The organism is Microbacterium sp. 5K110 (assembly GCF_005774735.1).
Classification (GTDB): domain Bacteria; phylum Actinomycetota; class Actinomycetes; order Actinomycetales; family Microbacteriaceae; genus Microbacterium.
In genome coordinates, this window is the sequence record NZ_VBUM01000013.1 from 37,421 (window position 1) to 49,886 (window position 12,466).

The 12,466-nt window shown below is 64.0% G+C and carries 15 protein-coding genes; 5 read left to right on the plus strand and 10 right to left on the minus strand.

Features of this window, described 5'->3' with window-relative positions; translation table 11 throughout:
- Positions 1 to 294: 294 nt before the first annotated feature.
- The 9 genes from FE256_RS05355 to FE256_RS05395 form a co-directional block, all read right to left on the minus strand.
- A complete protein-coding gene (locus tag FE256_RS05355) occupies positions 295 to 885 on the minus strand; it encodes a recombinase family protein (RefSeq protein ID WP_138173517.1) in 591 nt (196 codons plus the stop codon).
- A 111-nt stretch (positions 886 to 996) separates the two neighbouring features.
- Positions 997 to 1,803: an AAA family ATPase gene (locus tag FE256_RS05360; RefSeq protein WP_138173519.1), complete on the minus strand. Its 807-nt coding sequence runs from the start codon at positions 1,801 to 1,803 to the stop codon at positions 997 to 999.
- Positions 1,803 to 3,188 (minus strand): TnsB C-terminal domain-containing protein, encoded by a 1,386-nt coding sequence (locus FE256_RS05365; protein WP_128217844.1) that lies wholly within the window; start codon positions 3,186 to 3,188, stop codon positions 1,803 to 1,805. The genes FE256_RS05360 and FE256_RS05365 overlap by 1 nt, the downstream gene beginning before the upstream one ends.
- Positions 3,189 to 3,195: 7 nt before the next feature.
- Positions 3,196 to 3,792, minus strand: a complete 597-nt coding sequence (locus FE256_RS05370; RefSeq protein WP_128217851.1) for a recombinase family protein — start codon at positions 3,790 to 3,792, stop codon at positions 3,196 to 3,198.
- Between the two features lie 206 nt (positions 3,793 to 3,998).
- A complete protein-coding gene (locus FE256_RS05375; protein WP_138173521.1) occupies positions 3,999 to 4,208 on the minus strand; it encodes a DUF8691 family protein in 210 nt (69 codons plus the stop codon).
- A gap of 145 nt (positions 4,209 to 4,353) precedes the next feature.
- Positions 4,354 to 4,734 (minus strand): DUF2382 domain-containing protein, encoded by a 381-nt coding sequence (locus FE256_RS05380; RefSeq protein ID WP_138173523.1) that lies wholly within the window; start codon positions 4,732 to 4,734, stop codon positions 4,354 to 4,356.
- A 182-nt stretch (positions 4,735 to 4,916) separates the two neighbouring features.
- A complete protein-coding gene (locus FE256_RS05385) occupies positions 4,917 to 5,693 on the minus strand; it encodes a mechanosensitive ion channel family protein (RefSeq protein WP_138173525.1) in 777 nt (258 codons plus the stop codon).
- A 151-nt stretch (positions 5,694 to 5,844) separates the two neighbouring features.
- The gene (locus FE256_RS05390) at positions 5,845 to 6,636 is read right to left on the minus strand and encodes a DUF2382 domain-containing protein (protein WP_138173527.1); all 792 of its coding nucleotides are present in this window, start codon (positions 6,634 to 6,636) and stop codon (positions 5,845 to 5,847) included.
- Between the two features lie 59 nt (positions 6,637 to 6,695).
- The gene (locus FE256_RS05395; RefSeq protein ID WP_308192659.1) at positions 6,696 to 7,214 is read right to left on the minus strand and encodes a hypothetical protein; all 519 of its coding nucleotides are present in this window, start codon (positions 7,212 to 7,214) and stop codon (positions 6,696 to 6,698) included.
- A 385-nt stretch (positions 7,215 to 7,599) separates the two neighbouring features.
- Here FE256_RS05395 and FE256_RS05400 point away from each other — a divergent pair, with 385 nt between their 5' ends.
- Entirely contained in the window at positions 7,600 to 8,304 is a 705-nt protein-coding gene (locus FE256_RS05400) for a TetR/AcrR family transcriptional regulator C-terminal domain-containing protein (RefSeq protein WP_252370907.1), read from the plus strand.
- Positions 8,305 to 8,437: 133 nt separating this feature from the next.
- Here FE256_RS05400 and FE256_RS05405 read toward each other — a convergent pair whose 3' ends face one another.
- A complete protein-coding gene (locus FE256_RS05405) occupies positions 8,438 to 8,641 on the minus strand; it encodes a DUF7882 family protein (RefSeq protein ID WP_138173529.1) in 204 nt (67 codons plus the stop codon).
- Between the two features lie 581 nt (positions 8,642 to 9,222).
- Between FE256_RS05405 and FE256_RS05410 the strand changes: the two genes are divergently transcribed.
- From FE256_RS05410 to FE256_RS05425, 4 genes are all read left to right on the plus strand, one after another.
- Positions 9,223 to 9,603, plus strand: coding sequence for an ArsR/SmtB family transcription factor (locus FE256_RS05410; RefSeq protein WP_138173545.1), 381 nt, complete (start codon positions 9,223 to 9,225; stop codon positions 9,601 to 9,603).
- On the plus strand, positions 9,603 to 10,544 hold the full coding sequence (locus tag FE256_RS05415) for a cation diffusion facilitator family transporter (RefSeq protein WP_138173531.1): 942 nt from the start codon (positions 9,603 to 9,605) through the stop codon (positions 10,542 to 10,544). Before FE256_RS05410 ends, FE256_RS05415 begins: the two co-directional genes overlap by 1 nt.
- A gap of 627 nt (positions 10,545 to 11,171) precedes the next feature.
- Positions 11,172 to 11,840, plus strand: coding sequence for a DsbA family protein (locus FE256_RS05420; RefSeq protein ID WP_138173533.1), 669 nt, complete (start codon positions 11,172 to 11,174; stop codon positions 11,838 to 11,840).
- Positions 11,840 to 12,466 (plus strand): NAD(P)-binding domain-containing protein (locus tag FE256_RS05425; RefSeq protein ID WP_138173535.1); only part of this gene is annotated, 627 nt, incomplete at its 3' end. The genes FE256_RS05420 and FE256_RS05425, both read left to right, overlap by 1 nt.

Here is a 12,466-nt window from a genome sequence, read left to right on the forward strand (position 1 = left end):
GAGGTGGCGAGATGGACTTTGTCGTCTACATCTCGGTGCCTGCGACGGTCACTGCCGTGACCCTCTTCGTCTGCAAAGCGCTACCCCTGCTGTCCGACCGCGTGAACAAGCGCGCTCGGAAGCTGGAGCGCGCCAAGCGGAAGTAGTCGCAGGAACCGATTTTTCGCCCAAACGCCACTCCCTAGGGAGAGCTCTGCCCAAAATCGGGAACTGAGAGCACATCCTGCAGGTGACAGAGGAAAAGCCGATAATGGATCTTATGTCAGGTTACTGACATGCACAGGTCGGGGACGGTCACTCCCCCGCTTTCGGTGTCTGGCGCTTGTTGTGCCGCTCGACAGCTCGATAGGCGCCGGTGCGTGACGTGTTGAACATGTGCGCGATCTCGGCCACCGCGAGATCCCCTGCGGCCATGTGCTGGGCGACACTTGCGTCCTGGCGCTCCGTCAGCTTCGGGCGCCGGCCCTTCAGCTTCGCCCGCACCTTGGGCCTGGCCATCGCCTCCCGCGTGCGAATGCTGATCCATCCGCCCTCCGCCTCGGCGACCGCTGCGAGGATCGTGAAGAACAGCTTTGCCATCGGGTCCTTCGGGTCATAGGGCGTCGTGCCGTTCTGGAAGATCACCCCGGACTCCGTCAGCCGACGGATTACCTCAAGGGCTCCCTCGGTGTTCCGCGCCAGACGATCCAGAGCCGGTACGACGAACGTGTCGCCCTCCCGCACGGCCGCCAGAGCGTTGTCGAGCCCCGTGCGCGTCACCTTTGCGCCGCTGAAGCCGACATCTTTGTAGATCCGGTCTTCGGCGACGCCGAGTTCGAGCAGCCGAGCAACCTGCCGCTCGGCATCCTGCTCGATCGTCGATACCCGTGCATACCCGATACGCATGGGTGGAGTGTACCGAATAAGCACCCCTATACGACGCAGTCACGTTCTTCCGGCAACAGCTTTGTGGAGTTCAGGTCTTGGTGGCGGCGGATTTTGATTGCTCGGTGTCGTCTAGTCGCCGATGACGAGGATGCTTGCGGCGGCTTCGACGACGTCGTCGGTGATGGCTTCGAGTTGATTGATCTTGAGTATCCGGGCGATCTGGGGGAAGAGGCGCTCGAGAAGCCGGAAGTTGCCACGCGTGATTCGTTCGATGGCGGCGATGGCCTGGGCGTCGGTGAAGTCTTCAGGGTCGAGGGTGCGTCCGATTCGTTTCCAGTGTCTGTCGAGGACGAAGAGCAGTTCGTCGCGTCCCAGCGCTCGATAGTGGTGGGAGAACCCGAGCCGGCTGTACAGCTGCGGGTAGTGCCTGAAGCGTTGGTCGATGCCGGGCATGCCGACCAGGATGATGGCGAGGTGGGTGCGGTCGTGCTGGTCCCGGAGCAGTTCAAGGGCCATCGGGGTGAGCCGTTCGGCTTCGTCGATGATGAGCAGCTCGACGAAGGAATTCTTGTGTGAGCGCTGGCCGGTGACGTTACCGATCGTGCGTTGGTGTTCCTCCACGCAGATGTCCACCTTGATCTGCCAATGACCGATCTCGCGGACGAGTTCCTTTGGTCGAGGCAGAACTTCTGGCGTGTAGAAGACAGTGCGGGACCGGTTGGCCAGAGCGTAAAACGCATCGTCCGCATCGCTGCGCGGTCCCCACTCATCGATGTACGGCTCGAGAGTGTCCCAGTTGGCGTATCTACGGGCGGATTGGGTCTTTCCCACGCCAGCGTCGCCGTGGCAGATGCCGATGGTTCGCTCTTTCCGGACGGCATTCGCGAACTCGATGAAGCGTCGGTGCTCCTTGGTCACGATGAATGCCTGGCCCATCACTCGTCCTCTTCATAGGTGCGCAGCCTGTTCCGCCGCGCCGGCTGAGGTGCGCGGCGGAGTTCAGGTCGGGCGGCGGTAGTCGGGATGCGCTCGTTGATGATCTTGCGCAGTTCGCGTCGGCGTGCTCGTCGGGCGGTTTCGACGTCGCGGAGACTCAGTCTGAGGTTCGGGTGGGCTTCGTCGATGGCGACGCAGATGAAGGTGTCGTGGTCGTAGACGCGGATCTCGGAGATGTCGCGCGGGTCGTACCGGATCGTGATCGGGTGTCCCACGAACGGGGCGAGGGTGGGAGCGAGGTAGCGCTGGCCTTGGAAGTGGATCCCGTCTCTTTGCACGATCCGGTTCTTCGGCACAGTAAGGAGGAGTGTGTCGAGGTACTCGAGACTGTCGGGCATCCGCGGAAGCCAGCCGTCGGCGACCCATGCGTCCCTCGGCGAAACTCCAAGCTCGGAGTGCGGTCGGTCGTTGTAGACGGTGATGAACGCCCCAATCGCTTGATCCAACGCGGGTAGATCCATCGACGGTGTAGGGGTGCGGCTGCCTGGTCCGAGGTGGCCGGGGAGTGTGGCGAGGAGTTCGGTGTTGATCGTGCCGAAGAATCGTTCGATCTTGCCTCGACCCTGAGGGCGGCCAACGATCGAGTGAATGATGCGGATGTGCAACGCGATCGCGGTGCGCTCAAGATGGTGGCTGGTGAAGTCAGAGCCGTGGTCGACGTGCAGGATGTCGGGGAGACCGCACATGGCCCATGCCGGGTCGGTCTTTCGCCAGATCGCTTGACGGAGCGCGAGTGCCGTGTTCAGCGCCGAGGGTGCCCCGGTGAAGACGGTGTATCCGCAGATCGCACGAGAGTAGTCGTCCATTACCGTCGTCAGCCATGGTCGATCCGGCTTCCCGTCGGAGCCGACGATGAGGATGTCTAGCTCGGTGTGATCGGACTGCCAGGTTTGGTTCGGCCGGTCAGCACGACGGCGAAGGACAAGTTCGTGCCGGTCGCGGTACGACGCCGGCCCCTCCAGCGCCAGCGTCACAAGCGCAGGATCAAGCCCGCGCACGACTTCTCGCACCGTCGCGTAACTGGGGACCGGCCTACCTTCCCGGGTCGCTTCCGCAACGGTCAGCCGATGAAGCGTCGCGAGGCTCGGCCGTGGTCTGGTCAGCGCGAGCCGTTCGATGAACGCGACGGTCTCGGGAGCTGTGCGCCGGGTTCCTGCGTCGATGCGGGGCTGCAGGTCCAGTCCGGAGATCCCGCCGTCCAGGTAGCGGCGGTGCCAGCGTTGCAGTGTGCGGGCGCTGATTCCGGTGTCGCGGGCGAGGGCCGCGAGTGGAACCTGGTCTTCGACATGAAGTCGAAGCACCCGCCACCGCTCCTCGGCGTCCACGCCTCACCTACATCGCGGCGCTTCCGCGCGCAGCGTCCGCTTGCTGGTGACGGTAGAGAGTGGCGCGGCTCCACCCGACCAGGCGGGCAGCGTCCTCAGCGGTGCGTCCCTTCGCCCGCGCCTCCCTTGCCAGCTGAAGTTTGTCCGCAATCACCGCGGGGTCGGACACGGGGCGGCCGAACCGTGTCCCGTTTTGTCGGGCGGCCGCTATCCCGGCGGTGACTCGCTCGACGATCAGTTCGCGCTCGTACTCCGCGAGGGTGGCCAGCATGTTCAACATCAACCGCCCGGTCGATGTCGCAGGGTCGATCCCGTCCGAGATGGATCGGACGTGCACGCCCCGCCCGCGCAACAGGTTCACCGTGTTCAGCACGTCGATCAGAGAACGGCCGAGACGGTCAACCCGCCAGACGACCACCGTGTCGCCCTCGGCAGCATGCTCGAGAAGCTTCTTCATCCCGGGGCGTTCGATCGCCGCCCGACTTCCCGACGTGACGTCCGCGAACACGTCGCGCTTTTGCACGCCGGCTAAGACGAGCGCGTCGAGCTGCAGCTGCGCATCCTGACTGGACGTGCTCACTCGCGTGTATCCCAAAAGCCTCATACCGCCAGTGTGCCTCAATAAACCCAGCAACGCAGCGGGGTAAGACAGATCACGGCAAGACAACTTTCCGAGACGACTCGCGCCGCGGAATCACGCTGACGCCGACCGGGGCGAAAGGTGGGGGCCGATGTCTTGAAAAGCTGTACATATTCGAGACACCGATGGGGTCCGGCGGGCGGTGGTGTTTGTCAGCGCAGGTCTTGGTGTCAGCGGGCTACGGGGTTGACGGAGACGATCTCGATGTGGAGGTCGTTCAAGGCGGTAAGCAGCCCCAGGAGGTGCGACTGGTCGGGCACGTCGCCAATCAGTCGTGTCAGTCCGTCCGTGTCGGTGTCGATCTCAAACGCAGTGAACGAGTCCGTCAGCGCGGGGCTCATCCGGCCACGAACCATGACCTGGTAGATGCGCGCACTCATTTCGCCTCCCGCGCTCGTCCGTGCCAGCCGGTGGTGTTCCATGCTTGCCTGCAACCTTCGTAGAACCTCACCCGGACATGGTGATTCCGCGGGTCTCCGGGCGGAGCTGACGACTGATGGCCGGCGGCACTAGCCCACGCCGCGGTCATGGAAGGCGGTGTTCGACGACGTCGACGTGTTCATGTCGGATGGGTTCGCTGACGTGCTGTTCGCTAATGACGTTGGCGACGTTCACGGTGATCTTCTCGACCGGAACGATGCGGGTGGTGACGGTCAGCTGTTCTTCGCGCAAGACGATCACGATCGGTAGCGTCGGTGCGTTCGACGATACCGAGCTCCGACTGTTCTGGCCGGTGATGGGTGCGCGGGTGATGCGGAGTTCCTCGCGGCGCACGTCTGCGGTGAACGTGCGCGTTTCGGTGACGATGACCTTCTCGATTCGGATCGCCTCGACGGGGACTGTTTCGGTGCTGACGTGAAGGTGTTCCTCGTGTCGCACCAGTTCCGGATCGTCGGTCGGGGTCATCGCCGCGGTGCGGGCGGGCCGGCCTGGCGACCACCCGGCCGCGATCGGAACAGCTTCAGCGCCAGGGGAAGAAGGATCGGAAGTAAGCGGATCAGCTTGTGCATGGGTGGTTTCCTGTCAGAGAGGGGTGGTGCTGGCCCCGCCAGGGAGCGGGACCAGCACCACGCGGTGTTCCGGGGCGATCAGACCCGGGGCGGCAGCGTGGGACGCTGCGGCTGGGTGCGGGTGGCGTTCTGGACCTGGTCCTTCGCCTGCTTGGCCTGCTCCGTAACGCTGGGCGCGTTCTTGGCTTCCTGCTGGATCTTCGGCGCCTCTTCTTCGGCCTTGGTCAGCATCGCTTCCCAACGCTGCTGCATGGGCTTGATCAGTCCACCACCGGCGCCGACGATGATCACACCGGCGATGATCGCGAGCACGGCGATGAGGATCGGGGTGGTGACGGTCGTGGCGACCTCGATCTGGTTCAGCGCGGCGGTGACACCGAGGAACAGGATGAAGATCGCGACGATGTTGGCGAGGATCTTCCCGTACGACAGCCCGCCCAGGGTGTTCTGGATGAGCCCCTTCGCGCCGGCGGCGATGGCGGCGGCGATCACGATGATGATGATCGCGACGATGATCTTCGGCAGGAACCCGATGATGCCTTCCAGCAGGTCGCTGACCGGGTTGGGTCCGAACACACCGAACGCGAACTGCAGCACGAACAGCACGAGCGTGTAGTAGACGATCTTCCCGACGATGTCGGACGCGTCCAGTTTCGACTTGGCCAGTGCCTTCTTGATTCCGCCGCGTTCGACAAGACGGTCGAAGCCGACCTTTTCGAGGAGCTTCTCCAGCCCCTTGGAGATGAGCTTCGCGACGATGAGGCCGACGATCAGGATCAGCAGGAACAACAGGGCGAGCGGGACGAACGTGATGACCGCGGCCAACGCGTCCTGCAGGATGACAGGGATATTCATAGTGGTGACTCTCTTTCAGAGGGATTGGTGACGCACACCGAGTGGGCTCGAGGGTGTCAACGGAATTGCGATTGTTGCGGCGGGGTCAGGGGTGGGTGAAGTCGTGCCGGCCAGGAGCCCGCTCTGAACTGACCGGCACGACAGGGGGGGTCTACTTCGAAGGGGTGCTGTCCGCGTCGGGGTCGATCAGCTCGATCTCTTCGTGAGACACGTCTTCGGTGACCTGCTGCTGGTCGGTGACCGTCTCGGTGCCGAGTCTGACGCGCTCGACCGGGACGGTTTCCTTGCTGGTGACGACTCGCTCCCCGGTGAGGACCACTTCGTGCTCCTCCGAGGTGAGCTCCCCGCCGGCCATCGCGTCGCCGAGGTTGGCGTCGGTGATGGGTTCGCGGGTGACGGTGATCTCTTCGTGGCTGACCGGGACGGTCTTGGTGACCTGCTCGGTGACGATGTGCTTGCGCAGCCGGGCTCGGCCGGTCTCGACCTTCTCTGTTCCGACGTGCAGCTGCTCCTCAGACCGGGTCATCGCATCGCCGGTGGTGGGACCGGAGGTGTCGTAGCCCTCCGTGTCACGGGGAGCGGCGTTGCCCCGGTCGATGTCCTGGTCATACAGTGCCGCGTCAGGGGCGGCGGTGCCGTTGCCGTAGTAGGTGTATAGCGCGTCTTCTTCTTCGCGGCTGATCTCCCCGTCGCTGTCAATTCGCGGGGCGTCCTTGACCGTATCTTTCGGGTATGCGACACGGACCTGGTAACCATCGAAAGACGCGTCGTCCAGCGGGGCGAAGGTTTCCGAGGTGCCGAACAGGCCGGTCTTGATGGTGACCCACGTCGGGGTCTGTGCTTCGGCGTCGACATATACCTGGCCGACCGAGCCGATCTTCTCGTCGTCGGAGCCGTACACGTCGGCGCCGATCAGGTCGTTGATGTTGGTGGTGTCAATCATGGTGATGGTTCTCTTCTTTCTTCCCGATACGGGCGCCCGGGAGCTCAGGGTGTGGTGGGTCAGCGGCCGAGGCCGGCCCTATCGACACGGCGGTGGTAGCGCATCCCGGCGAGGCCGCCGAGGATCGCACCGCCGAGCGCGATCAGCGCCGCGACGATGGCGGTGATGATGCTGCCCGCGGTGAGATCGCCCTCGCCGATGGGGATGCGGGGGAAGCTGTTCAGGTTGCCGAGCACGTTGAACTGGGCACCGGCGACGGCGGTGATGATCGCCAGCACCACGGCGATGATGATGGCCCACAGCCACACCGCGATTCCCTGCTTGACGCCGTCGAAACGTGCCATCCGCCCGGCGACATATCCGCCGCAGAAATACGCGATCAGCAGGATCAGGGCAATCACGATCCCGCCGATGATGCCGATCGTGGCCGCGTTCTCCGCTGCGGCATCGGCGGCCTCGCCCGGGTCGACCTGGTTGCCCAATCCGACGGCGGTGCCGGTCGCAGCCAGCAGCGCGGTGAGGAGGACGGCGGTGCCGGTGGCGGTCAGCCAGCCGAAGAACGCGGAACCGAACTTCATCCCCCCGAACTGTTCCTTTTCCCTCTCCAGCACCTCCTCACGGGTGCTGCCCCCGCCACCGACCGCATGAGCGGCAGTCGCGGACGGGGACGTCGTGTCCCGCCGGTCGTAAGAGTCGTTCGTGCGGTTATCTGACATGAGCTCTTCTCACTTCTCGTTCCGCGGCCCATGCGAGATGACGCGGACGCTGCCTTGTCGAGGATCACGACGCCGGGAAGGACCGCGCGTCGCTGACGTTGTGATTCATTTGTGATGCGTGTGAACTAGGTGCGAACGTCTCTTCGCACCTAGTTCCGGCTGGCCGGGTTCCGGAGGGTCCGCGCCCTGCGTACACCGTAAGCGGCCTGCGGCGACCGTGAGGCGAGGATTGACATGGAGGTGCTTTGTGAGTAAAAGCGCGGCGGGATCGTCGCCCAAAGGACTCAGCCGCGAGCTGATCGTGAAGAACGCGCTGGAGATGATCGACGAATCGGGCGCGCAGGGCTTGTCGATGCGGACCCTGGCGCACCGACTGGATACCGAAGCGATGTCGCTGTATCGGCACGTGCATGGCAAGGAGGACCTCCTTGAGGCGGTGGTCGCGCTGCTGATGAGCGACCTGACATCCGCGCTCGAGAAAGAGACCGGGGCGCATTGGCAGGCCTTCTTGCAGACCGTTGCCCACGAGGTCCGCCGGATCGCGATGGACCACCCCATGGCCTTCCCCCTGGTGGCCACCCGGCACCCGGCGGCGCCCTGCCTGCGCCCTCCGCTGCGCAGCGTCGAGGTCGTCAACACGTTCCTGACCGCCCTGATCGGCCAAGGGTTCACCGACGCGCAGGCCGTCGGCGCCTACCGGTCCTTCAGCAGCTTCCTGCTCGGACAACTCCTTCTGGAATCCGCGGTCCGTGGGGCTCAGACGGGCCCGGTGGAGGAACCGCTGGACGAAGGGGACGCGAGCATCCCGCAACACGACGGCAGCATCTCGCTGGACAACGCCGATGAAGTGGTGCGGCTGCGTCCCCTGCTCAGTCAGGACCGCAGCCAAGAAGAATTCGAAGTGTCCCTCGAAGTGCTCCTGGACCGGCTCGACCGCGAACTGTCACAGTAACCAGTGGTCCCGGGCCAGGCAGCATGTCGTCAGGGGGGCTCCGAGACCTGACGGTCCTCCCCGCACCCGTGCAATGAGGTCCCCGCCGTTCCGGCGAGCCCCGCTGGAACGCCAAGCCGCGTTGAGGCGATGTTCAGGCAGGCGGAGGCTGTTCGGCCGGTGGTTCCGGCAGCAGGGTGAGGCCGTGGGGTCCGCTCGCCGCGGTCAACATCGCCTCCACCCAGGCCCGGTTGATGGGTGGGTACTGGGTGGCGAAGAACAGGAACTGTAACGGGACGCCGGAGTGGATCCAGAAGCTGCGGTAGCCGCTGCCGTCGCGCATGTCGACCTCGAACATGCCCACTGAGTCGACACTGGCCGAGCTGCGTGAGCGCGCCAAGGCGCAGAAAATCCCCAGTACTACCGCCTCAATAAGGCGGCGCTGATCAAAGCGCTGCACTCGACGTCACCGGAGTGAAGACGTGGCGCGCTCCATCGCCAGAGGCGTAAGCCTTTGGACGGCGGCCGCGGTCAACCCGCCGTAGAAGCGACTTCCTTCATCGCAGGACACTTCTCTCTCCAATCAGCCGACATAAAGCGATCACAGAACGCCGCGGAGGAGCGCCAAAGCTCACAGCGCCGATCCGCGACATTTCGGCACCTCGTCGATTGCCCTGGGGGTGGTGCGAAACCGATCGGTTCTGCACCGACCCCCAGCTCTGAGTCGAGGATCTCGCGGCGGATGCATGCGGTGACTGCTTCGCGGAGTGGGCGCACCTTAGTGGCGGCCCAATCGGCGGGGTCAAGGAGCTTCCATTCCAGGAAGCGGCCTCTGGGTGGCGGTGTGTCCCGCGACGTCCCACCGAGGGTGAGCATCATTCCTAATTACGTCTCAGAAGCGATCGTGACGGCAGCTGGCGATATCATCGCCCTGTGACGATGAAACCCGAGAGTGGTCTGCTCGACCCTCACGCGACCGCCGTGTATGCACATCTATTCGACGCGCTTGGGGACCCTACGCGATTGGCGGTTCTCCAGCATCTGGCTTCTGGTGAGCATCGCGTCAGGGATCTCGTTCAGCATCTCGGATTGGCGCAATCAACCGTAAGCAAGCACCTCAGCTTCCTGCGGGACTGCCGGCTAGTCACTGTTCGTTCGGAGGGGCGCGCTTCGTGGTTTGACCTTGCGCAACCTGGCGCGACTGCGACCCTCATCAACGCCGCCGAACTCCTGTTGAAAGACACCGGCACGCGCGCCACGTTATGCGCCCACCTCCATGAGCCTGGCGAAGACTTCGCCCTCGGAACGGACGCAGCCTGATGGGCGCCGGTCACACGCACGCACCGTCTACCGGCATAGCCGGGCAACCGACCGACCACCGCGCGCGTCTATGGATCGCTTTCGGAATCACCGCGGCCATCGCCGTAACGCAAGCGGTTGGATCCTTCTTCACTGGGAGTCTCGCCCTCCTTACGGACACAGCCCACGCGCTCACTGACGCATCCGGACTTCTTGTTGCGCTTATCGCCGCGACGCTGATGCGGCGCCCCGCTGATGCGCAACGCACCTGGGGGTTCCGTCGTATCGAAGTCATCGCCGCCTTTGGCCAAGCGGCTCTATTGATGGCGGTCGGGGGTTACGCCGCCATCGAGGGAGTACGCAGGCTCTTCGAGCCCCCTGAGGTGCCAGCTACCGAACTGCTGGTGTTCGGAGTGATTGGGCTAGTCGCGAACATCATCGCTATCTTCGTGCTCTCCTCCAGCCGCGGAGCAAATTTCAACATGCGGGCGGCGTTTCTGGAAGTGCTGAACGACGCGCTGGGGTCGCTCGGGGTCATTGTTGCGGCCGTTCTCATCTGGACCACGGGTTTCCTTCAAGCTGACGCCATCGCTGGACTTTTCATCGCCACACTCATCGTGCCGCGTGCGTTCAAGCTGCTGCGCGAAACGTCACGGGTGTTGATGGAGTTCACCCCCGACGGTTTGGATCTGGACGATGTGCGATCACACATTCTCGAACTCGACCACGTCGTAGACGTCCATGATCTGCACGCCTCGACGGTCGCTACCGGCCTACCGACGATCAGCGCGCATGTCGTCGTCGAAGACGAATGTTTCACGGATGGACACGCGGCTGCAGTCCTCAAGGACGTCAGAGCCTGTGTGGCCCAGCACTTCAAAGTGTCCGTGTTGCATTCCACCTTCCAGATTGAGACAGTCGATCTGCAAGATTCGGAACCCGGGGATGTCCGCCACGCTTGATCGCGAACGGCGTCGAATCGCTCGAACGGGTGCGGTGGCGTCCCGATCGCACCCCAGCGTCGTCGCCAGCCTTTCCCAGCGATTCGCCCAGAACCGCTACGTACACTGGCTACCGATGTCTGATGACGCTCGCTCACCGCGCTCCGCGCGAGAGAACGAGCACGGCACGATAACGCGATTCATTACCATCATCGCCCTCGGGGCACTCATGCTGCTTGGATTCGTGGCGCTCAGCCACAGCGACAACGGCCCGGCGAGCGGTGTAGTCGCGACCGCCTCTGACGCTGCGTCGCAAGAACCGGCCGCATCCGTCGTTACGTCAGCTGTCCAGGCGAGCGCGTACGACGCGTCACCCGGAATGGCGCTGTGCGTTCTAGGTGTCGTCTGCGGATTTGTGCTGTACCTCGTCATTCATCTCCTGGTACGCCGCGGACGTGTCGGGCTCACACTCTTGCGTGCCCTCCCGCCGTCTCTCATCCACGCGGTGGTCATCAGAAGTGGAGGCCACGCCCTCACAATTGCGCAACTCGGGATTTCCAGAACCTGACATCGGCACGTCGCCCCCGCGGCGACACTCATCCCGGGTAAACCCGGGTCCTTCTCGTGCCACCAAGTACTGGAGTACCCATGAAAATCAACTGGAAGGCGACGGTCATCACCGCCGCCACCGCCGTCGCCGTCGTCGCGGGGGCTGTCATCTACGTCCTCGTTAATCAGAACAACACCCGCGTCGCCGCCGAAGAAAGGGGAGGCGGGTCGATAGCGGTCGTACGAGACGACTCCCACGTCCTTGACGACTCAGGCGACGACGCCATCACCATCGTGGAGTTCCTCGACTTCGAGTGCGAAGCCTGCGGCGCCTACTACCCCATCGTCGAAGAGCTCCGTGTGAAGTACGAGGGACAGATCAACTACGTCGTCCGCTACTTCCCTCTTCCCGGCCACATCAACTCCGAGAACTCAGCGGTCGCCGCGGAAGCCGCAGCACGCCAGGGACGCTTCGAAGAAATGTACAAACGCCTCTTCGAGACGCAGGCCCAATGGGGTGAGTCTCAGCAAAGCCAAGCGGAACTATTTCGCTCGTACGCGACCGAGTTGGGCTTGGACATGGCGGCCTACGACGAAGCGGTCGCCGACCCCATCACTCTCGAGCGTGTCCGATCCGACCTCGACGACGGACGTGCCCTCGGCGTGAACCGCACCCCCACGTTCTTCGTCGACGGCGAACCCCTCGTCATCGAACGATGGAACGACCTCGAAGAAGCCATCACCACCCGCTTGGATGACACCCCCTAATGGCGGGCCTGTCACACCGACGAGTCATCATCGTGGGCGCGGGGCAGGCTGGACTGGCAACCGCAGCAGCACTGATCGCTCGCGGCATGGAGCCGCAACGCGACTTCGTCCTCATCGATCGCTCCCCGCGGGCTCGACGCGCGTGGAGCGCACGTCGGCCTTTTATGCGGTTGCTCAGCAGCGCCGAGCACTCTAGCTTCCCGCGCCGACCACTGGAAGGTGATCCTTACCGGCACCCCACGCCGAGAGACATCGAGAGCTACCTCCACGAATACGAAGCAGAGCTTGGCGTAAAACCCGTCTGGGGAGTCCGCGCCCTCGCCGTGACCCCCCATAACAACGGCCCAACGCTGCGCTTGAGCACCACCGTTGGGGAGGTGCAGACCCGCAACATCGTGTGCGCCACCGGTGCCGCAGCGCGTCCCCGATTACCGGAATGGGCCGCGGATGCCGACGTGGAAGGGGCTCGGATGCACACCAGCGCCTACCAAACGCCCGAGCAGATCCCGCCGGGTCAGGTACTTATCGTCGGCGGTGGCAACGCCGGGGTGGAAGTCGCCTCAGACCTCGCGAACTCGCACGACGTCACCTTGGCGGTCCGCACCCGACGCACCGAAGTACACGCG